The sequence below is a fragment of the Nitrospira sp. genome (assembly GCA_029194535.1).
In the GTDB taxonomy this organism is placed as follows: Bacteria; Nitrospirota; Nitrospiria; order Nitrospirales; family Nitrospiraceae; genus Nitrospira_C.
Genome location: JARFXR010000001.1, coordinates 408,717 through 431,229 on the forward strand (window position 1 = coordinate 408,717; position 22,513 = coordinate 431,229).

Genomic DNA, 22,513 nt, shown 5'->3' on the forward strand with positions numbered 1-22,513 from the left:
TCGGGCAACCGTCCTGTCAAACGCGCGCGGCGGCAGGGTAGCGGGTCAGTTTGCCATCCAGACGCACTGAAGTTAGTCATTCCCGCGGAAGCGGGAATCCAGTCGAGGACTTTCCCCCAGCTGTTCGTCTTGATCGAGGAGTGGATGCCCGCTTTCGCGAGCATGACACAAGGAAGCTGACCCACTACCGCCGGCGTTACGACTTGGCGTGCGGCGGCCCCGGGGTCTGGCGGACGGCGCTCATCGCCAGGGCGATCATGGAGCCGACGTCGGACACGCTGGCTGGGAGCACGAGCGTCGTGCCCGCTTTCGCCAACTCGCCGAACTTGGCTATGTACTGTTCGGCGACCCGCAGTTGCACCGCTTCCTGGCCTCCGGGAATGCGAATGGTGTCGGCGACCTTGTGCAGCCCCTCCGCGGTCGCCTGCGCGATGGCGAGGATTGCAGCCGCCGCGCCTTCCGCTTCGTTGATCTGCTGCTGCTTCCTCGCCTCCGACGCCTTGATGACTTGCTGCTTTCCCCCTTCGGCCTGGTTGATGGCGGCGTCGCGCTCGCCCTCGGAGGTCAGAATCAGGGCGCGCTTCTCGCGCTCGGCGCGCATCTGCTTTTCCATCGCGTTGAGCACGTCCTTGGGCGGCGTGATGTTCTTGATCTCGTAGCGCAACACTTTCACCCCCCAGGGCTCGGAGGCCTTGTCCAGTTCATTGACGACCTGGGTGTTGATATTCGTCCGCTCTTCGAACGTACGATCGAGTTCGATCTTTCCGATTTCACTGCGGAGCGTCGTCTGAGCGAGCTGCGAGAGCGCAAAGTGATAATCGCTGATCCCGTAGGACGCCCGCTCCGGGTTCAACACTTTGAGATAGAGCACGCCGTCCACGGAGACTTGCACGTTGTCGCGGGTGATGCAGACCTGCTCGGGAATGTCGATGGCGACTTCCTTCAACGAATGCCTGTATCGGATGGTGTCGATGAACGGGAGCAGGATGTGAAACCCGGCGTTCAGAGTGGCGGAATACTTGCCCAGCCGCTCCACCACGTAGGCGCTCTGCTGGGGCACGACCACCGCCGTCTTGGCGATCACGTAGAGGACGAGCAACGCCAGAATGAGCACGACGAGAGTTCCCGATGCCATGCGACCTCCTCACCCCAAGGTAATAATTAATAAGTGGAGCGGCTATTCGTTGGTGATCCAGATCGTCAATCCTTCGACGCGGGTCACTTTGCCCCGCTGGCCTTTGCGGAGCGGCTCGGAGCCCACGTTCTTGGCCGTCCATGTCGTCCCCCGCAGTTCCGCTTTTCCTGTCTCCCCGGTCGCCAGCGGCTCGAGCGGAATGGCGGTTTCTCCGACCATCGAATCGATGTCCGGCTCGCCGCGCGGTCCGTGAGGACTCAACTTCGCCAGGAGCGGGCCCCGGAAGCCCAAGAGAGACCCCACGGCCACGAGGGAAAACAGCAGCCATTGGATCCAGTCGGTCTGGACGATCCCGGTTCCGGCCGCGGTGCCGACGATCAAGGCGGCCAGGCCGAAAAAGAGAATGTAGAATCCGCCCGGCGTCGCCATTTCGGCTCCGAGCAGCGCCAAACCCAACACCATCCAGTACCACCAGACCATCGGGAAGCCTTCCGAGGGGGACGCGATGCGGAGAGAGGATGCTGCGCGTCGCCGCGAAGTCTAAGCGTGTTGCGGGATGTCGTCAAGCGGAAGTGGGGCGCTGCTCGTGTCAATTGATCACCGTCCGGACCGATGCTATAGTCCGCGCGCGATGGCACAAGAACAGCCGGTTCAAGCATTGGTCGTGGCCCTGACGAAGGAGGTTGCGAGCGCGGTCTATTCTCTCAACCGTTTGCGACCTGACGCCGCCTGCTTCGTCCTTCCCGAATCGGCGAAACCGTTGGTCGAACATGATCTGCAGCCCAGGTTGTCCCAGATCCCGCGACGCTGGGACTGGATCGTCGTGCCCGATGTCGAGAGTTTCCCGGCCTGTTACGTAACGATCGCCCGATCGCTGCCGACACTGCTCGAAACCTGGGGGGTCGAACCGGGGACGCTCGTGGTGGACCTGTCGGGCGCCACGACCGCGATGGCGGCGGGCTTGACGCTGGCGGCCATGCCGCATGCGTCCCGGGTGGTCTCCATCATCGGCGCGCACGAGGGACGGGACGGGGAGACGGTCACGCTCGACGGGATCGAGCGGCAATGGGTCCAGGCCAATCCCTGGGACGAGGCTGCCAGGGGCATGAGGCGAGAAGGATGTGCCCTGTTCAATCGCGGCGCCATGACTGCGGCTGCCGTGATCTTTCGTCAAATCGAGCATCGGGTGAGCGGGGGGCTGAAACCGTTGTATCGCGCGCTCGTCGACCTGGCCGACGGCTATGATTTGTGGGAGCGGTTTCAGCATCGTCAGGCCTGGGAGAAGCTGAAAGCCTCGATCAAGGCGCTGGAGATGGCGACCCTGTTCGGCGGCCCGGCCGAAGTGAAGGCATGCCTGCCGGCGATCAAAGCCAATTCGGGGTTTCTCGAGAAGCTCGTGCTCGACCCGGCTGAGGTGAAAGAGGCCCTTGCTCTGGACTTGCTGGCTCATGCAGGTCGCAGGCTCCGCGTGGCGCAGGACCCTGAGGCGGCGATGCAGTCGCTCCTGAGGGCCCTCGAAGCTTTCGCGCAGCGACAACTCTTCAAACAGTACAGGATCAGAACCTGGGACCTTCAGCCGGAGCAGTTGCCGGAGGCGCTTCGCCACATCTGCCGGACCTGTTACCTGGAGGACATCGACGGGAAGTACAAGCTGCCGCTGCAGGCACAATTCCGCGCACTCGCCGGACTGGGCGATCAATCCGGACAGGCGTTCCTCAAAGAGTGGCCGGCCATGAAGCCGCTGCTTGATGCAGCGAACCATGCGGTGCTCGGCCACGGATTCGAAGCGGTGAAGGCCGAGCGGGTGCAGCAGCTGTACGAGGCTGTGATCAAGTTAGCGGGTGTGGCCGAGTCATCGCTCCCTCAATTTCCAAAGCTACATCTCCCGTGACGCATATCTCACAAGATACGTATGGACATCCGCATCTACTATGAGGACACCGATTGCGGGGGCGTCGTCTACTACGCGAATTATCTCAAGTATTTCGAACGGGCGCGGACGCAATTTCTTGAGGAACGAGGAGTGTCGGTAGCAGGGTTGGTGACTGAAGGCACGAAGTTCCTCGCCGTGCACGCCGAACTCGATTATCGCTCGCCGGCCCGCTACGGTGAGACGTTGACGATCACGACCAAACTAGCCGCGATCGGAAACGCCTCGCTCACATTCACCCACGTGATCCGTGAGCGGACCAGTCATCGTATTGTGGTGGAGGGTTCAGCCAAACTCGTCACCGTTGATCTGAACGGCAAGGTGAAACGCCTCGACAAGACGCTCGTCGCCGCGCTACAGTCCGGTACGAAAGGGAACGGCTGATGGATAAAATCGGGACCTGGCTGGCCATTGGAGGTGTGGTGATCGGCTTCATCGTGCTCGGCTGGCTGCTGTTCTCAGAAAATCCATCCGACAAGAAAAAAAAGTAATCGCGGGACGCTCATCAAGACAGGAGACACCTATCCGCGTCAGCGCCGATCGGAGAATCCGGCCGTGAGCCAAGCTTCGCCGTTCTTGAAGGCAATGCGCTCGGCGACCTCCGTAGGCAACTCGGCCAGCCAGGCCCGCGCCGATTCCGCATTCGAACGGACGTGATTCCAGCGCTCGGGGCTGTGGGTGTCGGTGCCGACCATGAAGCGATCAGAAAACTCCAGCAGGATGGTCCGCCAGTCTGTCGAAAGCCGGCCGTTCAGGACGAGATCGTCGCGGGACGAGAGTTCGACCCACAAGTTCCTGTGGCGGTGCAGCATCTCCCGTATCCTCGAAACCTTCTCATAACCACCGTGGGCCCACAGAATCCGAGCGCCGGAATCCTGCCGGAACAGACGTTCCACGGCGTCGGCATCGGAATGCGCGTGCAACATCAGGCGGTGGTCCTTCGCGAGTTGCACGATGGCTCGGACAACCGGTAGCTCGGCATTCTCGCCGCTCACGTGAAACTCCCCGATTGCAACGTAGGAGTGCAGGCTCAGGCGCTTCCGGAGATACTCAACCACCGACTCATCGAAAAACCAGCTGCCGGTCTCGCCGTTCCGACGGTACGGTCTTAGCTCCGGAACGATCAGGTCGCGCGCTTCCGCCAGCAATTTCTGCGTGCCCTCGTCGCTGGAACTTGAAACGAGCGCGCGCCTGACTCCGGCCTTGCGCAATCGCGCGATCGCTTCTCTCGGCGGAATCGATCCCCAGACGTCGTGATTGTAGTGGATGTGGGCGTCAAAGAGCGGAAGCTCAGTCGCCAGTGCGGACGCATCGGTACAAAGCAGCAGGACAAGCGGAAAAGTTAGAAAAAAACGGCTCATTGGGTGGATCCTGCAGTCTTCACTTTCTCCGAATTTAGTCGGCCAGGACCGGCGCCGCAACGGCCTTATCGTCCTCGGTCAGCCGCTCCTTTCGGAAGGACCGACGGACAAGAACAAGAGCCAGTCGTATTCCAACCGCAGGCGGTCTGCTCCAGCCTGCTGTTAGGCAGTGAATTATTGGCATGGTCATCAGAGGGTTTGTCAACCCCAATTCTTAAAATCATCGACCTGGGTGTGCGCCGCAGCGGGTGGTGCGGCAATCGGGCGCCCATCTTACCCACTTACCTGCCGCCCCGACCGCGTCAAGACGCGGTCTCTACCCGAAGCGCGCAGCGGAAGGAGTTCTCCACGAGAGGATAGGCGGAGGGGCACGGTGGGGCTGTCGCCGCGCGAGGACTCGCTGCGACGGCCCTCGACTGAGGAACTATTTTCGGCTTGAGCACAACACACTGCTCGTTTCCGGTTCTTCCCTCACCCCGTCATTCGGAGTGAACGTCCGGCGCGGCAAGGTCGATTTCATAGCCTGCTCCGGCGACGAGTGTCTGCGGCTCGATTGCTTTCGAGGATGTGGCCCCTTGTCTCGCTTGAGTCGGTGCGGCCGCAGATCGCTCCCCGATCGTCGTTCCGGCTTTCTGCAGAGGTCGCAAGACGGGCGAAGGTCCGATTCCGTCGGCTCCGCAGTCAGTGCGGTGGTGGAGAGGGATGAAGGCGGCGCGGTCGATGGTTGTGCCGGTCCCTGGTGAGGAACGGCGAGGATCAATCCCATGGCAATAAGCGCGCCGAACGTGATTCGATCGTACGTCATGATGCCGGCGGGTACGCACAGTCCATGCCACAGCGTTACGGTTGACAATCGAGAAAACCGCATGCTGGAATAGCGCACAACAGTTTCAAGAGCATGTCGCGTATAGCTTTATGGTACGAACTTCGGATTCGTAAAAATTTGGTTGCGGCATTTTTGGTTTCTGCCATACGCCATCAGCCATAAGCTCTTGATCTCGCATCGCGGAGGCACGTCATGGAAATGTTCGGCCGGGTCGGACTCGTCGAGATTCCCATTCTGATCGCACCGGATCAGAAGGTATGGATGGATAAGATGATCAAGGAGGGCAAGATTGCGATCCCTCCGGGCGGGACTCTGGAAAAAGGTTCATTGTATTCGATGTTTATCCGCATGTTGTTGCACAACGCCATGGAAGAGCAGAAGCGTCAGGAAGCCATGGATGCGGATGACGAGGACGACGAGTAGAGCAGAATGTTGAAAGCGTCTGCCAGCTTCGTTCTCGTTTCGCTCAAGGCTTCGACGTACGGCAAAGAGTACGACTCAGCCTTTCGCTCACTGCGGCCTTGCTGACAGCCCCTTTGAACATTCTGCAACGCTGTATCAGAAGCGATGCGATCGGATATGAATGAAGATACAGCCGAAGGCTTCCGGCTTCTGCCATAAGCTGTCAGCTATAAGCTCTTGAAGGCTGACTGTGCCGCACGGACAGTCTTCTCGATGTCGGCTGACGTGTGAGCGGTGGAAAGAAACGCGGCTTCGAATTGGGATGGCGCAAGATAAATGCCCTGTTCGAGCATCTTGTGGAAGAACCGACCGTATCGCTGCGTATCAGATCGCTTGACCGTCGTCCAATCGGTCACCGGGCCTGGGGTGAAGAACGCAGTCAGCATGGAGCCCGCCCGCGTCTGCGTGAGCGGAATGCCCGCCTTTTTGGCCGCAGCGCCCATTCCCGTCGCGACCGCCTCAGCTCGGGCTTCAAGCCCCGTATAGACGCCCCGGCCCTTGAGTTTCGTGAGCGTGACGATCCCAGCCGTCACGGCCAGCGGATTTCCCGACAATGTCCCGGCTTGATAGACCGGCCCAGAAGGCGCGATAAGATCCATGATGTCCCGCCTTCCTCCGTAGGCGCCCACCGGCAGCCCTCCGCCGATGATCTTTCCCAGCACCGTCAAGTCGGGCGTCACTCCATAGAGGTTCTGTGCGCCGCCGTAGGCGACCCGAAATCCCGTGATCACTTCGTCGAAAATCAGCAGCATGTCGTGCTCGAGCGTCAGTTTCCGCAGATCAGCCAGGAAGTCCGGAGCGGGAGGCACCACGCCCATGTTACCGGCGATCGGCTCCAGAATGATGCAGGCGAGGCGGCCGCGATGTTCCTCGACCAGACGGCGAACCGCGCCGATGTCGTTATAAGGGGCGGTGACGGTGTGCTTGGCAAAGTCTTCCGGGACGCCGGGTGAATCCGGGATGCCCAACGTGGCGAGGCCGGACCCTGCTTTCGCGAGCAGATAGTCGCTGTGGCCGTGGTAGCAACCCTCGAATTTCAGGATCGTGTCGCGCTTGGTGAATCCGCGCGCGACCCGAATCGCGCTCATCACCGCCTCGGTGCCTGAACTCACCAACCGGATCTTTTCCATGGAGGGGAACGCCTCCCGAATCATCGCGGCCAGCGTGACCTCCAACTCGGTTGGTGCGCCGAAACTCGTCCCGCGTCCGGCCGCCTTCCTGAGGGCTGTGACCACCGAAGGCGCCGCGTGCCCGAGGATCATCGGACCCCAGGACAATACGTAGTCGATGTAGGCGTTACCGTCGACGTCATAGAGACGTGACCCCTTCGCTCGACTGATGAAACGGGGTTGGCCTCCGACCGAGCGAAAGGCCCGTACTGGGCTGTTGACGCCGCCTGGGATCAACTGCTGGGCCCGTTCGAAGAGTTTGGCTGAGCGCGTCGTTTTCATGGCGGGGGCGCAACCTATCATGGTCGGCGAGAACCGGTCAAGGAAGCTGACGACCTCGATCCCGCTCGAATGTGGTCGGGGATGCCAAAGAATTGGCGACTTCGATCCACAGGCGATTCATTTTTGATTCAGTCGTGTCTCGATGGTCTCCACACGCGGGTTGCGATTTACTTAGGAAATACCGCACTCGTCGGGCACACTGGGCGTCGGTCTGGATCTTGCGTTATCCACAGACAGGATCTGAGGAAGGCGCTGCATATGAAGGTCGTGTGTTCCTGGTGCCGGTACGAGGGAAAGAACAACGATGTGGTGGGGGAGAAGCCTCCCTTCGACGATGTGCGGGAAACACACGGTATTTGCGTGATACACCGCGATGAAGTCCAGGCCAGATGGCGGGCGTCCCGTGCCCGTGACGGAGACGCGGCAGCCGACGGGCCGCTGTCTCGTGGACTCTTCCGGTGGAAGCGGCGGTGAATGACCGGAACCGCTGCCCCATCAAGCGTACTCTTTTGCCCCAGCTATCCCTTCATCGATCCGACCTTACGCAGAGCGTCCGGTGCCGCGTGTACTGCCGGCGGCGGTACCGGATTCATGTTCCGGCGGAAGGACGCTTTCGAACTGTCTTCGGCAGGCGTCGCCGTACATCCGCACCCAACTCGACCTCAGGGATCGCCCAGTGCGCTCGTTTGAGCCGCTGCGGTTCGGACACGGTCAGGATCACATGAAAGGGCCGCCGAGATCCGGAGCCGGCCTGGCCTGTCGCCCAGGCCTCACCCGCGTCGCTCAACACCTCGAGAAACGTGCTGTAGTCTTCTTCCTCCTGCGTGAGCACCTGCTCCGCTTCCGTGACGGCCAGCACGTAGCCTTTGGCGGGCAACCATTCCAGATCCGCGAGGCACTCCTCCAAGGCATCCCAGTTGTGTCCGAAATAGTCGGGAAACTTCAACGTGCGGGCGAATTCCTGGAACAACCCGGCGCCCGTGCGGCACTTGGCTCCGCGGAGCACCTGCAGACTGAACCCGTCCGGGATATGGAAGATTCTCTCGACGTGATCTCCCGGGTTGAGCACGAGCAGCATGACCCAGGGTGCCTTCAGCGACTGGATGACGGAGGAGAGGGGCGTCTGGTGCGACATGGGCCTTACCTGAAAGGAACGAACGTTCGATAATGGTCGGCCGTGTAGTAAGCCCGGCCGGTCTTCTCTTCGATCACGATCCGCTCCGCGTCGCGCGGCCGGCCTTGTCGCTTGGGGTTGACATCGTACTCTCGGTATAGACCGAGCGGGAGCCGACGTTCGCGGTTCTGAAATGCACGTCCTCCCACGTAGCCGGGCGGCGGGACGCCCTGACGGTCCCGAATCGTCTGGAGGAGGTCTTTCGCCTTTTGAGGGATCTCGGTCTTCTGACTGAGGGCCGAGGTCGCCTCGTCCGTCTCCGAGGTCGGACCGTTGCTTGGGGGTGGCTGAAGCTCGGAGGAAGTCAGCCCAGGCGGGTGGGTCTGCGGATCGACGGGGCCGGTCATCCCGAGCGTCGCGCTGAGCAGCAGCGCGAGCCCGATCAACCCCGACCAGATGGTTCGTGTGAGTGGACGCATCATCGTCCGACGTCCCGACAGAGACCCGACGCTATCATGCACTCCGAATCGAGGTCAACGAAGCGCGGAAGCGGGTAGGGTCACTCCGTCGTTTCGCTGCCGTGCATCCGGGCAAAGAGCGCCCAATTGAACGGTTTGGGTGATACGGCGTGGAGCGGAATGGTGTCGAGGGTCGCCTGATCGCGATAGGCGACCATACAGCCCACGATCGTGTCGGGCGCCTCCACCACCCGTCTGACGGTTTCGTAGGCCAGGTGTTGGGCGATGGTCTTGTCTTCAGGCGTGGGCGGCGCGCCTCTGAGCGTGTGGCCGAGAATGGTGGCCTTGGTGGCAAGCGTCAGCGGATATTGACCGGCTTTTATCTGTCGCTGCGGCCATTGCGCGATCGTGTCGGCGATGTGGTCGACCAGACCGTGCACGCCTCCTTCCCGGTGATGGCGGTGAGGCGTGCGCTCCGCCACCACGAACAGATGACTCTTATTGGGGACGCCCAGCGTGCGCTTCAGCGTTCCCAGGATGATCTCGTCGATGTAGGCGTCCGGATCCGGGTGCTCGTTGACCAACAGACCCTCCGCCCGCGCCTGATAGGCGCATGCCAGAGCCAAATGTCCTGATCCGGCGCCCATCACTTCGACGAAGAAAATGCTGCCCATGGCCGAACTCGTGGCCTTGAGCGACTCGATGGACTGGTTGGCGAGCGCCACGGCTGAATGAAATCCGAGCGAGGTGGTGCCGTCGATGTTGTTGTCGATGGTGCCCGGAAGTCCGATAACCTGCACGCCGAAGTTTTCGTAAATGGCCCGCGCGCCTCGCAGGCTGCCGTCGCCTCCCAGCACGACGACGACGCTGTCGTTGGCGTAGGGGGCGAGGTGTCGCATCGCCGCCTGTTGGACCCGCTCGTCCTTGAAATCTTCGAACCGGCTGCTGCCGATGGGACTGCTGGCCAGGCTGCTCATCCCCCGCGTGTCGTGTTCGGTGACGGCTTCGATCCAATTGTTCGCGAGACCGAGAAACCCGTGACGGACAAAACGCACCTCCAGCCCGAACCGGTTGCCGGTCACGCGCAATTCCTTGAGCGCGGCGCCGGCGCCGGCGAAGTCTCCTCCCGAAACGAGAGCGATGAGCCGCTTCACCTGCCGAGGCTTGAGGGTGACGTGATCTCTGCGTTCCCGCTCGACCGTCTGCCAGGCCTCCCGCGCGATCCGCTCCCGCTCGGAGAGGCCGACCGCCGTAGAGTAGCCAGAGAGCCGTCCGTGTTCAAAGGTCAGGAGCACGACGTTGTCCTGGCTCTCTTTATAGTCGCTGAACTCCGTAAAGGCTTCGTGGAACGGCCGAGCATCCAAATAGATCATCAGCGCGCGGAGCGTCGAGCTGTGCGTATACAGGCAGGCGACCTTGCCCGGGTGTGCGGCTCCGACGCCATGGAGACCGTCGATCACGTCTACGTACAGGTCGAAGAACGAGTTGCCGCCCGGGTAGCAATAGAGGGGATCCTTGAGCAGAGACTTCGCGCTCTTCACGTCGACGCCGAATGCTCTGGCCGCTTCCTCGGCCTCCAACGTTTTCTCCATCCCGGTGACCCACCCGAAATCCGATGACTCCAGCGCCGGCTCCAGCGCCGGCTCCGGTCTTGATCCCGAGTCCGGCACGAGGGCAGCGACGACGCGGTGGAAGAGTTGTTTGGTGTTGGGGCTGCGGCTGATGAAGTGCAGAAAGGTGTGCGGGTTGAGATAGTTGGACAGGTGAAGAAAATCGAGTTGCTGAGCCACCACGCCGACCATGCGGGCCAACGCGGCCCCGACCGAGTCCGCGCGGGAAAATCCCCGTTCCGGGTCAAGTCGGTTCATCAGGCGGCACCCGACCCGATGGGTTTTGCTCTCGATGCGGGAAACGCCATGGCGCATCGTGAACAAGAGGGTCCGGTCTGCAAGGTCACGGGGCAACAGCCAGAATCGATCGTCGCCCAGGTCTAGGACGATCCGGCCCTCGGCCAATTGGGGGGTGAGATCGACCCGGGGCACGATGGCCACGGGGCGGCGATGCATCGGTTTGGACACCGTTCGGATCGGCGCGTGCAACAGCGGCTGGAGCTCGCCCAATGCCAGACAGGTGTTCCAGGCGGCGAAGAACACCAGCGGATCGCCCGCGCAAGGGCCTGCGAGAAGCGCCCGTCTGGCCTCCCGGTAGGCGGCGGCGTCTTCGAATCCTATTTTGGCTCGGTGAACGAACGAACGGACCGCTTCGACGGCGGCCTCGGCCGACCGGCGTCGATCGGTCGCCGGCGGAGGTGGGGTAGGGAGCAGCAGATCCTCGTGCGCTTGCCGCCGCGCCAGGAGCTCTCCGTATGTCAACAGCCCGTCGATCGTTACGAAATCAAGTCGTCGGGTTGGCTGCTCCATGGGGCCTCCAGGTACATGCGCCAGGCTGGAAGAATCTTTGCGGCTGGAATTCTCGTTTGTTAGAATGGCCCGTCATCACGCGAGAGGAACATTTCTCCGTCCAGCTGCCTTCCGGATGCCTGCGGCGCTGGCCCAGTAAAGATATTGGGTGGCGGTTCCTGTCTTGTCAAGCACGAAGAGCGTCGTATGAGAAAAGCCAAGATCGTCTGCACGATCGGTCCGGCCACTGAGTCCGTGGCCGCGCTGGGTCGCCTCATCGAGCAGGGGATGGATGCCGCGAGACTGAATTTCTCCCACGGCACGCATGCCTCGCACGGCCGCGCCATCCAGGCTGTTCGCGAAGCCGCCGCCGGCCGTCGGGTCGCGGTCGCCATCATTCAGGACGTTCAAGGACCGCGCATCAGGGTGGACGAGATGAGCGAACAGGGTTTGGAGGTCGCAGCAGGGCAATCAGTGCGACTGCGGACGGCGCTGGCCAGGTCGGGCGGTCAACTGGCCCAATCGGGCGCTCAGGACGCTCAGATGGATGCCGCGTCCGGGGCGAGGTCCGGGGGTCAGATCGACGTTCCCGTGACCTACCAGCACTTGGCTCGCGACGTCAGGCCGGGGGGCCGCATTCTCATCGACGACGGCCTGATCGAGCTGACGGTCACTCGAATTGCCGGCGGCGTCGTCGAGTGCTTGGTCGTCACCGGCGGGCGCATCCTCTCGCACAAAGGCATCAATCTGCCCGGGACGAACGTCAGTGCCCCCACGCTGACGGAGAAGGATCGCGAGGACATCCGGTTCGGAGTCGCGGCGGGTGTGGATTATATTGCACTGTCGTTTGTCCGCGGACCGGAGGACATCGAGGCCGCGAAGCAGTTGGTCGCCGGCTGCGGGCGGGACGTGCCGATCATCGCCAAGATCGAACGCGTCGAGGCTGTGAACGCCTTGCCCGCCATTCTGGACGCCGCGGACGGCGTCATGATCGCGCGCGGCGACCTGGGTGTCGAGATGGGGGCCGAAGCCGTGCCGGTCCTACAGAAGCGTATTATTGCCGAGGCCAACCGCCGTCGACGGCTGGTCATTACGGCGACCCAGATGTTGGAATCCATGACCCAGCGTGCCAGTCCGACCAGAGCCGAAGCCTCCGATGTCGCCAACGCGGTGTTCGACGGCACCGATGCCGTGATGCTGTCGGCGGAAACCGCCATCGGACGCTACCCGGTCGAAACGGTTCGGGTCATGGATCGGATCATCCGAGCCGCGGAGGAAGGGATTGAGCCCTCAGCCCTGCGCCGGCGTGACGCCGACGGCGACGCGCGGTCCTGTTCGGAGGCGATCTGCACCGCGGCATCCACGGCCGCCTGGGCCATCACGGCCAGCGCGATCGTGGCCTTCAGCGAGTTGGGCGCGACGGCGCGGTTGATCTCCAAGCAGCGGCCTGCGGCTCCGATCGTCGCCTTCACCCCGTTCGAGCTCGTTCGTCAGCGGATGGCGCTCTATTGGGGCGTGATCCCGCATTGCATGCACCAGATTGCGCAAACGGACGAGCGGGTTCACGAAGCGGAACGTCGCTTGAAGGCGGAGGGGTTCGTGAAACCGGGCGAACGGATCGTCATCCTGTCCGGGACGCAGATCGGACAGCCGGGAGGCACGAATCTCATGAAGTTGCACGAGGTCCCATGAGGCGTCGGCCTTGTCGGTCGGTGCCGGCCCTCCTGAGTCTGCTGGGGCTGTTGTTGTTGAGCGGCACGGCGGCCGGACAAACCGGCGCCCTTCAGCATTCGCCGGCCGAGATCGTGAAAAAGTATTTCCTGCTCGATCAAAAGGGCGCGCGCCTGGACTCTCTGTCGTTCGAAGCGGTTGCGCCGTTTACCGACTGGCGGGACGAGCCGACCTGGGGGCGCATCGTGGTCATCCGCGGCTTCAGCGTGGCGGAGCACTACACCCAGTGGGACATCATCGATCGCCTGGAAGTGGTGGTGCCGGTGGTGTTCCACATCATCGGATCCGTCTATCTTGAAACCGCGGGATTCGTTCCCGAGGCAGGAACGGAGGAAATCCGCGTCCGAGTCAAATCGGTCAAGAATCGCTGGAGAATCATCGAGCCGGTGCTGCCCCCGCATGTCGGCCAGAAGCGGATGCTTAATTACGTGCGCGAGGCTTGGGTAAAGGAAAGCGAACCGGACAAGCGGGACCGACTCGCCGGGTTGGAAGATGAATTGCGGAAGGTGAAGTAATGGGAAAAACGCCGGTCGACTTGCTGATATTCGATTTGGACGGCACGCTGATCGAATCGAAATGGGACATCGCTGCCTCCGTGAATTTGACGCTGGCGGAGCTCGGGCTGCCGGAGCGCCGTCTCGAGGAGATTTTCGGTTTCGTCGGAGATGGCGTGAAGAAGTTGCTGAGGCAGGCGGTGGGAGAGAACAATCCGGACCGTTTCGACGAGGCGCTGCGGGTCTTTCGAGGGCATTACCTGGCGCATTGCCTCGACCGCACGCGTTTTTACCCGGGCATCGAGCGGGCGTTGCAGCATTTTGGGCGCACCAGCAAGGCGGTGGCCACCAACAAGTCCATCGAATTCACCAACGTGATCCTGCAGGGCCTCGGCGCGCAGCATTTTCAGTTCGTCGTCGGCGGCGACAACGGGTTCGGCCTCAAACCGGAACCGGGCATGTTGCTGCACGTCATGGAACGCCTGCAGGCCGCGCCGGACCGGACTGTGTTGGTGGGGGACAGCACCAACGACATCAACGGCGGCCATAACGCCGGAATCCGCGTCTGCGCGGTCGGCTACGGCATGGGCAACCGGGAGCGCATGACCGCCTGCCGCCCAGACTGGTTCATTGAACGACCGGAACAACTGATGGAGATATTCGAATGAACAACAGGCTGAGATTGAGGTTAAGGTTCAGGGCGAGTACAAACGCAAAAATTCTCGGGATGGTGATCTTCGGCGGCGGGCTGCTCCTGAGTCTGAACCTGAACCTCAATCTGCTTTATGCCGCCGCGCCGGGCTTGGCAGAGCGGGTGATCGAGCACAAACTGGCCAACGGCTTGACGGTGCTGATGGTCGAGCGGCATCAAACGCCCATCGTCTCGATCAACATGACCTTCGCGGTCGGCGGCGTCAACGAACAGGCCGGACAGACCGGGCTTGCGCACTTGTACGAGCACATGGCCTTCAAGGGAACAAGAACGATCGGGACCAAGGACTACGCGAAAGAGAAGCCGCTCCTCGACGAGCTGTCGCGCGCCGGTACGGAGCTCGAACAGCGACAGCGCGATGCGGCTCGGCGATCTCAGGAACGGCCCGCAGACCCGGACGAGCAAGCCGCCATCGCCGCCCTGCAGCAGCGGGTAAAAGACCTGCAAGAACAAGCCGCCCTGTATGTGTCCGGCAACGAGATGGCGCTGCTGTACCAGCGTCATGGCGGGGTGGGACTGAACGCGGCGACCGGGAAGGATTTGACCCGGTACATGATCAACCTGCCCTCCAACCGGTTGCCGCTGTGGGCGGCGATCGAGGCCGACCGTATGGCCAACCCGGTGCTCAGGGAATTTTATAAGGAGCGGGGCGTGGTCATGGAAGAGCGGCGACTGCGCAACGACGACAGCCCGAGCGGCCTGCTCTTCGAAACCTTTACCTCGGCCGCCTTCCGCGCCCATCCCTATGGGGTCCCGACGATCGGGTGGGAATCCGACATTCTGTCCTTGACGCCCGCTACCACGGAGGCGTTTTTCAAGACGTATTACGGCCCGGGCCGCGCCACGATCGGCATCGTGGGCGACATCAACCCGAAGGACGTGATCGCCTTGATCGAGAAGACGTTCGGGAAGATTCCGCCCGCGCCGCCCCCGCCGCAGATCGTGACGGTCGAACCCCCGCAGCGCGGGGAGCGCCGGGTGGAAGTCGAGTTCGACGCGGAGCCTTCCTTGGCCATCGGCTTCCACAAGCCGGGCCTCGGACATCCGGACGATTACGTGTTCGACGTGATCGACGAGATCCTGACGGATGGATTGACGTCGCGTTTGTATACCAAACTGGTGCTGGGCGGCAGGCTCGCCTCCTCGGTCAACTCGGACGCCAACTATCCGGGCGTGCGCGCCCCCAATCTGTTCGTGCTGCAGGCGACGCCGCTGGCGCCTCATACGACGGCGGAGGTCGAAGCCGCGATACTGGCCGAGTTGGAGCGGCTCAAGAGCGAGCCGGTCACCGCGAAGGAATTGGAGAAGGTGCTCAATAATTTGGATGCGGATCTGGTCCGGGCGCTGCGTTCCAACAGCGGGCTCGCCTCTCAGCTCGCCCTCTATCAGACCGTGGCCGGGGATTGGCGGTACATGCTCAATGCGCGAGACAAAATTGCGGCGGTCACGCCGGCGGACATTCAACGCGTGGCCTCGGAATACTTCACCAAATCAAATCGAACCGTGGCGACGTTGGTCAAGAAGGTCGCAGTGAAACAGGCGGCCGCGGCGCCGGCCGGTGAGGTGACTCGATGAATGTCGTGAACCTTGTACGATCGACTAGTCCGCGAACCGGCTTGGCCTCAGGGATGGCCGCCTTCGCGTTGCTGTTTCCGTTGATGGTCGCCGCGGGCGACGACGCGACGACCGCCGATCCGAGGGCGATGAAGTTCGATCCGGTCGAATTCACTCCGCCCGAACCAGACCGGGTGGTGCTCGAGAACGGGATGGTGGTCTATCTTCTTGAGGACCACGAACTGCCCTTGATCACCCTGTCCGCGACCCTGCGCACGGGAGCCTGGCTTGATCCGGCGGAGAAAGTCGGTCTGGCCGCGATCACCGGTACGGCCATGCGCACCGGCGGCGGCGGCACACGCTCGGCCGAGCAGGTGGATCAGGAACTCGAGCAGTTCGCCGCCGACGTCGGCATCGCGATCGGGCGGTTGTCCGGTTCCGCCTCGCTCGACGTCCTGAGCAAGGATTTCAAGCGCGGCCTCGACATCTTCGCCGGACTGCTCCGCTCCCCCTCCTTCGAGCCGGCTCGGCTGGAGCTCGCCAAGCTTCAGGCGATCGAGAGCATCCGGCGGCGACAGGACAATCCCGGTTCCATCGTCAGCCGCGAGTTTCTGAAGCAGCTGTACGGTTCCGACCATCCGAGCGCCAGGGAGAGCACGGTCGAGTCCATCCGGCGGATCACGCGCGCGGACCTGGTGGCCTTCCACGGGAAGACCGTGTATCCGAACGGCATGATCCTGGGGGTGACCGGCGACTTTCGGAAGGACGAGATGCTGGCGATGCTGCGGGAGGCCTTCGGGGACTGGAAGAAGGGGGAGGTGCCGGATCTGAAGATCCCCGATGCCAGGGGGTCGGCGGCCTCGGCGCCGGTGATCCGGTTCGTCGGCAAGGAAACGAGCCAGACGCATCTTCGGGTCGGCCATTTGTCCATCAAGGAGACCGATCCAGACTATCCGGCCCTCGCGTTGGCCAACGACATTCTCGGAGGCAGTTCGTTCCGGAGCCGCCTCTTCAACGATGTCCGGACCAAACGGGGATTGGCCTACTCGGTCGGGAGCCGCCTCACGGCGGGGGTGCACGATCAGGGCGTCTGGCTGATGCGGGCTGAAACGAAGCTGCCGTCCACACAGGAAGTGATCACCCGGTTTGTGGCCAACCTCGAGCGCATTCGCACCGATGTGGTGTCGGAGGAGGAACTGGCGGAGGCCAAGGAAGCGTATGTGAACTCCTTCGTCTTTTCGTTTCCGAATTCCGCCGCCGTCGTCAATCGGTTGATCGAACTTGAGTATGACGGGCTGCCGAAGGACTTCTTACAGCAACTGCGCGCCCGCGTCGTCGCGCTCAAGCGGGAGGAGCTGCTTGCCGCGGCGCAGAAACACCTGCATCCCGACCGGTTGACGATTGTGGCCGTCGGGCCGGGTGGCGCATTGCCGAAGATGTTGTCTGGATTCGGGGAGGTCAAGGAAATCAGGCTTGAGCCAGAAAGCTAGGGCTGCCGGGGAGGGCGCTATGGTGACCTATGTCATGCTGCTCAACTGGACGGATCAGGGCATCCGAAACGTCAAAGATTCGCCGAAGCGTTTGGACGCCGTGAAAAAGCTCGCAAAGGAGTTGGGGGGCGAGGTCAAGTCCTTCTACATGACGCTCGGAGGGTATGATCTGGTCCTCATCCTCGACATGCCGAACAACGACAAGCAGGCCGCCTTTGCGCTCAAACTCGGCTCGTCGGGGAACGTGCGCTCGACGACGCTGAAAGCGTTTCCCGAGGAGGACTACCGCCGCATCCTTGCCGCGCTCCCCTAGCAGGCGGACATCGGCCGACGGCACGATGAATCAGGCATGCCATGCCGCTGGAAGACGACCTGTGCGACATCCTGAAGAAGGCACGCGGGGGGCTTGGGCTCTCGATCCGAGCGGTCGCGCGCGCGTCGGGGGTGAGCGACGCAGAAATTGCCGGACTTGAGCGGGGGAATCGGCCGCCCGATCGCCAGACGGTTCGAGCATTGGCCGAGGCTCTGGGGCTCAGGCCCGATCCGTTGATCGGGATGGTGATCGAGAACTGGCAGCCGGCCGAACGGCATACGCCACCCTGGGTGGAGACCATCTACGGATCAGTCGGCGGCTATGGCGTGCAAGGCTACCTGCTCCATGACGGTGGAGAGGCCCTGGTGATCGATACGGGCTACAATGCGCCGGCCATGATCGCCGCACTCATCAATCGGCGCCTGCGCCTGGTCGGCATCTGCCTGACCCACGGGCACTCCGACCATGCCCGGGGGATCGACCGGTTGCTGGCTCATCGAGAGGTGCCGGTGTTCCTTGGGACGGCCGACATCACCCTGCTGGATTGGCAGCCGCAGACCGGACTCCTCACGTCGCCTCCAGATGGTATGACCATCAGGGTCGGGGATAGGACGGTCCGGTGTCTGACGACACCCGGTCACACACCGGGCGGAATCTGCTACCGGGTGGAAGACCCAGAGCAGCCCCTCTGCTTCGTGGGTGATACGCTCTTCGCCGGCTCGATCGGGCGTTCGAATCCCGGCGCCCTCTACGAGACACACCTCGATTCGGTCCGCCGCCGTCTCCTCACGCTCTCGGCCGAGATTCGCTTGCTGCCCGGACACGGTCCGGCGACGACGGTGGCGGAGGAACGAGAGCACAACCCGTTCGTCTCCTTCGGCTGAAGAGTTGTGCTATGGAGCCTGTCGAGACAAATCGTTCTCAGCCTGTAGACGAGGAAGAGGCGCGACAGAGAGCGGGTACGTCAGCGCCGCCCGCCGAGGCGGACCTCGACGATGTAGAGGAACCATCCGCGTTTTCGAAGTGGATCCTGCCCGTGGGACTGTTCTGTCTTACGATCTTCACGACCTTGTGGGCCGGCGCGTATCAAGCCTACGGCGGTACGGTGAGGGGGCCGGTCGATTTTCTCCTCGCGCATCCGGACAGGCTCTGGAAGGGCCTGCCGTTTGCGGGAACGCTGTTGTTCATCCTCGTCACCCACGAACTCGGCCATTATGTACTGTCACAAATTCATCGGGTGCCCGCCTCGCTGCCTCTCTTTATTCCGGGCCCGCCTCATTTCATCGGGACGTTCGGCGCCATCATCCGCATGCGGGGGCCGATCCTCAATCGTCGGGCTCTCTTCGACATCGGGGTCGCGGGCCCCTTGGCGGGCTTCATCGTCGCGGTCATCGCGTTGATCATCGGGCTACACTTGTCCACGGTGGTGGACCGGACCGCGACGTTCGGATTGCAACTGGGAGAGCCGCTCCTGCTCCAGTTTCTCTCCTGGATCGTGATCGGGGCGCTCCCGCCGCAGGCCGATGTGGTCCTGCATCCCGTGGCCTTCGCCGCGTGGTTCGGTCTCTTCGTGACGTCCTTGAATCTCATTCCCATCGGACAACTCGATGGCGGTCACGTCGCCTATGCGCTGTGGGGCTCGCGTCAGCGCACGATGGCATTCGCCATCGTGCCGATGTTGATCGTTCTCGGATTCGTCGGATGGCCTGGTTGGTTCGTCTGGGCCTTCATGGCGGGTCTTTGGGGTCTCGGACATCCTCCGGTCCGGAACCCGAACATGCCGCTCGGTACCGCCAGAATGATCGTGGGATGGCTGGCCCTTGTGGTATTTGTCGTCACCTTCGCGCCGATCCCGTTCTCCTTTCACTAACAGGCTGTTGACAAAGTCCGCCAGCGGCGTAATCGCGTCGCTCAGAGGCTCAACGTACGGCCCGGGAACACGCCTGTTCCGACAGGCGGTGGGCGGGCGGGTGAGAATGGTATACGCTTCGCCTTCAAGACACTGGGCGCTCACCAACTCGCGCCCGTCCGCAGACGTAACGCTCATTATGCTTCGCGTCGCGGACCTTGCTGCGGCCTTTCTGAACAGCCTGCGGGGCATTCCGGTTCCGTCTGTGATCTGAGATGTCGTTCTCCTTCAGGCACGGTCGTACAGGTTGTCAACACACCGCTAGGGCGACACCGGGCCGGGGACCGGCGGGGAGGTGGAATCGCCGACGGCGCCATCGGTCCCTGTTCGACCTGTCAATCAAACAGGCTCGGGTGGCTTGAGTACGATGATCATCCGGCCCGGATGACGCACCGCCGGGGGTGGTTGCGCTGCTCGTCGCCTGCGTCCGGGGTGCGGTGCTTCTGCGGCATCGTCATCGATGCCTTTCCCTGTGACGGTCTCACTTGCTCCTCGGTCGCGACTCTTTTACGATAGAGCCCTCCATACACGACCGGGAGGACTCGATGCCCAAGAGACGACGATGTGCCGCTCTGGCGATAGCGGGAACCTGTTGCTGTCTTGCGACGGCCTCCATCGCGGCTGATCCGCCAGGCGGCCCTCGATTCACCCTGGTCATGGACGGGGCTGGCGTGCGGGATGGCGGGACCGGTTTGATCTGGGAGCAGGAACCGGATCGTGAACATGACGTTTGGAGCCGATCGATCGAACGCTGCAGGACGAAGGAGGTCGGGGGTCGCAAGACGTGGCGTGCCCCATCCGTCGACGAACTGAAAACCCTGATCGACCCGTCGCAGCATGATCCGGCGCTGCCGCCCGGTCATCCCTTCTCGAACATCAAATCAGAGATCTACTGGACGGCGACGCCGGATCCCAAGGACGAGATCGTCGCCTGGCAAGTCAGTTTCTTCAGCGGCGAACCGGTGACCGACCAGAAGTCCGGCACCCGCCGCATGTGGTGCGTCCTCGACGAGCCGAATCAATGACGCGCCGTTCCTCGCTCTTCCGACCTTCCCACCCCCAGACCGAAAGCTGATCGCCCGGCTTCGGCACCTTTGACTCTTCCCCCACGCTCCCACTGGATTTTTGACACCGTTTTTATACGGTGTTTGGTAGCGTTTGAGCGTGGGATGAGACGAGGTGACGGATGGATGTGCTCATACTCAGTTTGACGATCGGGTTTTTCGTCCTGTCGGTCTGGCTCGTCACGGCGCTGGATCGACTGTAGGGGAGACGCCTATGAACGTGATGTACTGGTTCGGCGCCGCGCTTTCCGTGAGCCTCCTGATCTATCTCCTGGTGGCATTGCTCAAGCCGGAGAAGTTCTGATGACGATCAACGGGATTGCCCAAATTGCCCTCTATTTCGTCGTGTTGTTGGGATTGGCCAAGCCGTTGGGCTGGTTCATGGCGCGAGTGTATGAAGGTAAGCCGTGCGGATTGGACCGGTTGCTCGGTCCTGTTGAACGGGCCATGTATCGGCTCTGCGGGATTCGTTCCACCGACGAAATGGATTGGAAAACCTACGGCATCGCCATGTTGTTCTTCAATGCCGCAGGTCTCCTGTTCCTGTACGGACTGCAGCGGCTGCAGCATCTCCTGCCGTTGAACCCAGCCGGCCTCGGGGCCGTCTCACCGGATCTGGCGTTCAACACCGCCGCGAGCTTCGCAACGAACACGAATTGGCAGGCCTATGGAGGCGAAACGACATTGAGTTACCTGACGCAGATGTTGGGCCTGACGGTTCAAAACTTCGTGTCGGCGGCGACGGGCATGGCTATTCTCGTCGCCTTGATTCGTGGCTTGTCGCGCCGCAGTTCGACGACGATCGGGAATTTTTGGGTCGATATGGTCCGGAGCACGCTGTACATTCTTCTTCCCCTCTCGCTGCTCCTCTCCCTTCTCTTGGTGTCTCAAGGCGTCGTGCAGACATTCGATGCCTCTCGGACGGCGACGCTGGTGCAGCCGGCCGGCTACGACAAGCCTGTCACGGATTCGAATGGTCGGCCTGTGCTCGATGAACAGGGGAAACCAAAAGTAGAATCCGTCACGGTCAGCGAACAGGTGCTTGCAGTAGGACCCGCGGCGTCACAGATCGCCATCAAACAACTCGGCACCAACGGCGGAGGATTTTTCAGCGTGAATAGCGCGCATCCGTTCGAGAATCCGACGCCATGGTCCAATTTTCTCGAGGTCTTGGCGATCGTCCTGATCCCCGCTTCGCTGTGCCACACCTTCGGCGTCATGATTGGAGATACGCGCCAAGGCTGGGCCATCCTCGCCGCGATGGCGATCCTTCTTTTCTGTTTCATCCCGGTCGGGCTGTGGGCTGAACAGAGAGGGAATCCCTGGCTGACGAGCGCCGGCATGGATCAGCAGGCATCCGAGGATCAGGCCGGGGGCAACATGGAAGGCAAGGAACTGCGTTTCGGTATCACCGGTTCGGTCCTCTGGTCTGCGGCGACCACCGCGGCGTCCAACGGGTCGGTGAACTCGATGCATGATTCCTATACTCCGCTGGGCGGATTGGTCCCGCTGTTCCTCATGCAATTCGGTGAAGTGGTCTTCGGCGGGGCGGGGTCAGGGCTGTACGGCATGATCGTGTTCGCCATCGTCGCCGTGTTCGTTGCCGGATTGATGGTGGGGCGGACACCGGAATATCTTGGAAAGAAAATCGAACCCTATGAAATGAAACTGGCGTCATTGCTCATTCTGATCATGCCGCTGATCGTGCTTGGCTGTACGGCACTCGCGGTCAGCACGAGCGCCGGCACGTCGTCCGTGTTGAATCCCGGAGCCCATGGATTCAGTGAGATGTTGTACGCCTTTACGTCCCAGGCCAACAACAATGGCAGTGCGTTCGCCGGCCTGAACGTCAATACACCGTTCTATAATCTCGTGGGAAGTTTTGCGATGTTGATCTCCCGGTTTTGGCTGGCCATTCCGACTCTGGCGCTGGCAGGCGCCCTGGCCAGGAAAAGACCGGTACCGGCCGGACCCGGAACGTTGCCGACCCACACCGCCTTGTTTGTCGTCCTTCTTATCGGCGTGGTCATCATGGTCGGGGCGTTGACATTTCTGCCGGCCCTGGCGCTGGGGCCCGTGGTCGAACACCTGTTGATGCAAGGGCGGTAAC

General features: G+C 62.1%; 22 protein-coding genes. 15 read left to right on the forward strand and 7 right to left on the reverse strand.

What is annotated here, in order from left to right; all coding sequences use genetic code 11:
* Window positions 1-196: 196 nt before the first annotated feature.
* Both P0111_01920 and P0111_01925 read right to left on the reverse strand, forming a co-directional pair.
* The gene (locus P0111_01920) at window positions 197-1,135 is read right to left on the reverse strand and encodes a paraslipin (protein ID MDF0642762.1); all 939 of its coding nucleotides are present in this window, start codon (window positions 1,133-1,135) and stop codon (window positions 197-199) included.
* A gap of 42 nt (window positions 1,136-1,177) precedes the next feature.
* Entirely contained in the window at window positions 1,178-1,615 is a 438-nt protein-coding gene (locus P0111_01925) for an NfeD family protein (GenBank protein MDF0642763.1), read from the reverse strand.
* 151 nt (window positions 1,616-1,766) lie between these two features.
* On the opposite strand from P0111_01925, the gene P0111_01930 reads away from it, so the two are divergent.
* Together P0111_01930 and P0111_01935 are read left to right on the forward strand one after the other, a co-directional pair.
* Window positions 1,767-3,026, forward strand: a complete 1,260-nt coding sequence (locus P0111_01930; GenBank protein MDF0642764.1) for a TIGR02710 family CRISPR-associated CARF protein — start codon at window positions 1,767-1,769, stop codon at window positions 3,024-3,026.
* Window positions 3,027-3,047: 21 nt separating this feature from the next.
* On the forward strand, window positions 3,048-3,449 hold the full coding sequence (locus P0111_01935) for a thioesterase family protein (protein MDF0642765.1): 402 nt from the start codon (window positions 3,048-3,050) through the stop codon (window positions 3,447-3,449).
* 146 nt (window positions 3,450-3,595) lie between these two features.
* Here the strand turns inward: P0111_01935 and P0111_01940 are convergent, their stop codons facing one another.
* On the reverse strand, window positions 3,596-4,426 hold the full coding sequence (locus P0111_01940) for an amidohydrolase family protein (GenBank protein MDF0642766.1): 831 nt from the start codon (window positions 4,424-4,426) through the stop codon (window positions 3,596-3,598).
* A 1,018-nt stretch (window positions 4,427-5,444) separates the two neighbouring features.
* Between P0111_01940 and P0111_01945 the strand changes: the two genes are divergently transcribed.
* Window positions 5,445-5,675: a hypothetical protein gene (locus tag P0111_01945; GenBank protein ID MDF0642767.1), complete on the forward strand. Its 231-nt coding sequence runs from the start codon at window positions 5,445-5,447 to the stop codon at window positions 5,673-5,675.
* 206 nt (window positions 5,676-5,881) lie between these two features.
* Here P0111_01945 and hemL read toward each other — a convergent pair whose 3' ends face one another.
* Window positions 5,882-7,165: a glutamate-1-semialdehyde 2,1-aminomutase gene (gene hemL / locus P0111_01950; GenBank protein MDF0642768.1), complete on the reverse strand. Its 1,284-nt coding sequence runs from the start codon at window positions 7,163-7,165 to the stop codon at window positions 5,882-5,884.
* A 258-nt stretch (window positions 7,166-7,423) separates the two neighbouring features.
* Here hemL and P0111_01955 point away from each other — a divergent pair, with 258 nt between their 5' ends.
* Window positions 7,424-7,639: a hypothetical protein gene (locus P0111_01955; GenBank protein ID MDF0642769.1), complete on the forward strand. Its 216-nt coding sequence runs from the start codon at window positions 7,424-7,426 to the stop codon at window positions 7,637-7,639.
* Window positions 7,640-7,754: 115 nt separating this feature from the next.
* Here P0111_01955 and P0111_01960 read toward each other — a convergent pair whose 3' ends face one another.
* The 3 genes from P0111_01960 to P0111_01970 all read right to left on the reverse strand — a co-directional run bounded on the left by P0111_01960 (window position 7,755) and on the right by P0111_01970 (window position 11,157).
* Complete coding sequence (locus P0111_01960; GenBank protein ID MDF0642770.1) at window positions 7,755-8,300, reverse strand: barstar family protein; 546 nt, start codon at window positions 8,298-8,300, stop codon at window positions 7,755-7,757.
* Window positions 8,301-8,305: 5 nt separating this feature from the next.
* On the reverse strand, window positions 8,306-8,761 hold the full coding sequence (locus tag P0111_01965) for a ribonuclease domain-containing protein (protein MDF0642771.1): 456 nt from the start codon (window positions 8,759-8,761) through the stop codon (window positions 8,306-8,308).
* 77 nt (window positions 8,762-8,838) lie between these two features.
* Window positions 8,839-11,157, reverse strand: a complete 2,319-nt coding sequence (locus P0111_01970; GenBank protein ID MDF0642772.1) for a 6-phosphofructokinase — start codon at window positions 11,155-11,157, stop codon at window positions 8,839-8,841.
* A gap of 186 nt (window positions 11,158-11,343) precedes the next feature.
* Between P0111_01970 and pyk the strand changes: the two genes are divergently transcribed.
* From pyk to kdpA, 11 genes are all read left to right on the forward strand, one after another.
* Window positions 11,344-12,828, forward strand: coding sequence for a pyruvate kinase (gene pyk, locus P0111_01975; protein MDF0642773.1), 1,485 nt, complete (start codon window positions 11,344-11,346; stop codon window positions 12,826-12,828).
* Window positions 12,825-13,382 carry a hypothetical protein gene (locus P0111_01980; protein MDF0642774.1) on the forward strand — a complete coding sequence of 186 codons (558 nt, stop codon included), beginning with the start codon at window positions 12,825-12,827 and terminating at the stop codon, window positions 13,380-13,382. Before pyk ends, P0111_01980 begins: the two co-directional genes overlap by 4 nt.
* A complete protein-coding gene (locus P0111_01985; GenBank protein MDF0642775.1) occupies window positions 13,382-14,029 on the forward strand; it encodes an HAD-IA family hydrolase in 648 nt (215 codons plus the stop codon). Before P0111_01980 ends, P0111_01985 begins: the two co-directional genes overlap by 1 nt.
* Window positions 14,026-15,648 carry a pitrilysin family protein gene (locus tag P0111_01990; protein MDF0642776.1) on the forward strand — a complete coding sequence of 541 codons (1,623 nt, stop codon included), beginning with the start codon at window positions 14,026-14,028 and terminating at the stop codon, window positions 15,646-15,648. The genes P0111_01985 and P0111_01990 overlap by 4 nt, the downstream gene beginning before the upstream one ends.
* Window positions 15,645-17,117, forward strand: a complete 1,473-nt coding sequence (locus P0111_01995; protein ID MDF0642777.1) for a pitrilysin family protein — start codon at window positions 15,645-15,647, stop codon at window positions 17,115-17,117. Before P0111_01990 ends, P0111_01995 begins: the two co-directional genes overlap by 4 nt.
* Before the next feature lie 19 nt (window positions 17,118-17,136).
* Window positions 17,137-17,430 (forward strand): GYD domain-containing protein, encoded by a 294-nt coding sequence (locus tag P0111_02000; GenBank protein MDF0642778.1) that lies wholly within the window; start codon window positions 17,137-17,139, stop codon window positions 17,428-17,430.
* 41 nt (window positions 17,431-17,471) lie between these two features.
* On the forward strand, window positions 17,472-18,314 hold the full coding sequence (locus P0111_02005; GenBank protein MDF0642779.1) for an MBL fold metallo-hydrolase: 843 nt from the start codon (window positions 17,472-17,474) through the stop codon (window positions 18,312-18,314).
* 152 nt (window positions 18,315-18,466) lie between these two features.
* The gene (locus tag P0111_02010) at window positions 18,467-19,300 is read left to right on the forward strand and encodes a site-2 protease family protein (GenBank protein MDF0642780.1); all 834 of its coding nucleotides are present in this window, start codon (window positions 18,467-18,469) and stop codon (window positions 19,298-19,300) included.
* A gap of 584 nt (window positions 19,301-19,884) precedes the next feature.
* Window positions 19,885-20,364: a DUF1566 domain-containing protein gene (locus P0111_02015; protein ID MDF0642781.1), complete on the forward strand. Its 480-nt coding sequence runs from the start codon at window positions 19,885-19,887 to the stop codon at window positions 20,362-20,364.
* A 253-nt stretch (window positions 20,365-20,617) separates the two neighbouring features.
* On the forward strand, window positions 20,618-20,707 hold the full coding sequence (gene kdpF, locus P0111_02020; protein ID MDF0642782.1) for a K(+)-transporting ATPase subunit F: 90 nt from the start codon (window positions 20,618-20,620) through the stop codon (window positions 20,705-20,707).
* A complete protein-coding gene (gene kdpA, locus P0111_02025; GenBank protein ID MDF0642783.1) occupies window positions 20,707-22,512 on the forward strand; it encodes a potassium-transporting ATPase subunit KdpA in 1,806 nt (601 codons plus the stop codon). The genes kdpF and kdpA overlap by 1 nt, the downstream gene beginning before the upstream one ends.
* Window position 22,513: the final 1 nt, after the last annotated feature.

Excerpts from the sequence above, each read along its gene's own strand:
- P0111_01920 (MDF0642762.1), bottom strand. The coding sequence starts at position 1,135 with ATGGCATCGGGAACTCTCGTCGTGCTCATTCTGGCGTTGCTCGTCCTC.
- P0111_01925 (MDF0642763.1), bottom strand. The coding sequence starts at position 1,615 with ATGGTCTGGTGGTACTGGATGGTGTTGGGTTTGGCGCTGCTCGGAGCC.
- P0111_01930 (MDF0642764.1), top strand. The coding sequence starts at position 1,767 with ATGGCACAAGAACAGCCGGTTCAAGCATTGGTCGTGGCCCTGACGAAG.
- P0111_01935 (MDF0642765.1), top strand. The coding sequence starts at position 3,048 with ATGGACATCCGCATCTACTATGAGGACACCGATTGCGGGGGCGTCGTC.
- P0111_01940 (MDF0642766.1), bottom strand. The coding sequence starts at position 4,426 with ATGAGCCGTTTTTTTCTAACTTTTCCGCTTGTCCTGCTGCTTTGTACC.
- P0111_01945 (MDF0642767.1), top strand. The coding sequence starts at position 5,445 with ATGGAAATGTTCGGCCGGGTCGGACTCGTCGAGATTCCCATTCTGATC.
- hemL (MDF0642768.1), bottom strand. The coding sequence starts at position 7,165 with ATGAAAACGACGCGCTCAGCCAAACTCTTCGAACGGGCCCAGCAGTTG.
- P0111_01955 (MDF0642769.1), top strand. The coding sequence starts at position 7,424 with ATGAAGGTCGTGTGTTCCTGGTGCCGGTACGAGGGAAAGAACAACGAT.
- P0111_01960 (MDF0642770.1), bottom strand. The coding sequence starts at position 8,300 with ATGTCGCACCAGACGCCCCTCTCCTCCGTCATCCAGTCGCTGAAGGCA.
- P0111_01965 (MDF0642771.1), bottom strand. The coding sequence starts at position 8,761 with ATGATGCGTCCACTCACACGAACCATCTGGTCGGGGTTGATCGGGCTC.
- P0111_01970 (MDF0642772.1), bottom strand. The coding sequence starts at position 11,157 with ATGGAGCAGCCAACCCGACGACTTGATTTCGTAACGATCGACGGGCTG.
- pyk (MDF0642773.1), top strand. The coding sequence starts at position 11,344 with ATGAGAAAAGCCAAGATCGTCTGCACGATCGGTCCGGCCACTGAGTCC.
- P0111_01980 (MDF0642774.1), top strand. The coding sequence starts at position 12,825 with ATGAGGCGTCGGCCTTGTCGGTCGGTGCCGGCCCTCCTGAGTCTGCTG.
- P0111_01985 (MDF0642775.1), top strand. The coding sequence starts at position 13,382 with ATGGGAAAAACGCCGGTCGACTTGCTGATATTCGATTTGGACGGCACG.
- P0111_01990 (MDF0642776.1), top strand. The coding sequence starts at position 14,026 with ATGAACAACAGGCTGAGATTGAGGTTAAGGTTCAGGGCGAGTACAAAC.
- P0111_01995 (MDF0642777.1), top strand. The coding sequence starts at position 15,645 with ATGAATGTCGTGAACCTTGTACGATCGACTAGTCCGCGAACCGGCTTG.
- P0111_02000 (MDF0642778.1), top strand. The coding sequence starts at position 17,137 with ATGGTGACCTATGTCATGCTGCTCAACTGGACGGATCAGGGCATCCGA.
- P0111_02005 (MDF0642779.1), top strand. The coding sequence starts at position 17,472 with ATGCCGCTGGAAGACGACCTGTGCGACATCCTGAAGAAGGCACGCGGG.
- P0111_02015 (MDF0642781.1), top strand. The coding sequence starts at position 19,885 with ATGCCCAAGAGACGACGATGTGCCGCTCTGGCGATAGCGGGAACCTGT.
- kdpF (MDF0642782.1), top strand. The coding sequence starts at position 20,618 with ATGAACGTGATGTACTGGTTCGGCGCCGCGCTTTCCGTGAGCCTCCTG.
- kdpA (MDF0642783.1), top strand. The coding sequence starts at position 20,707 with ATGACGATCAACGGGATTGCCCAAATTGCCCTCTATTTCGTCGTGTTG.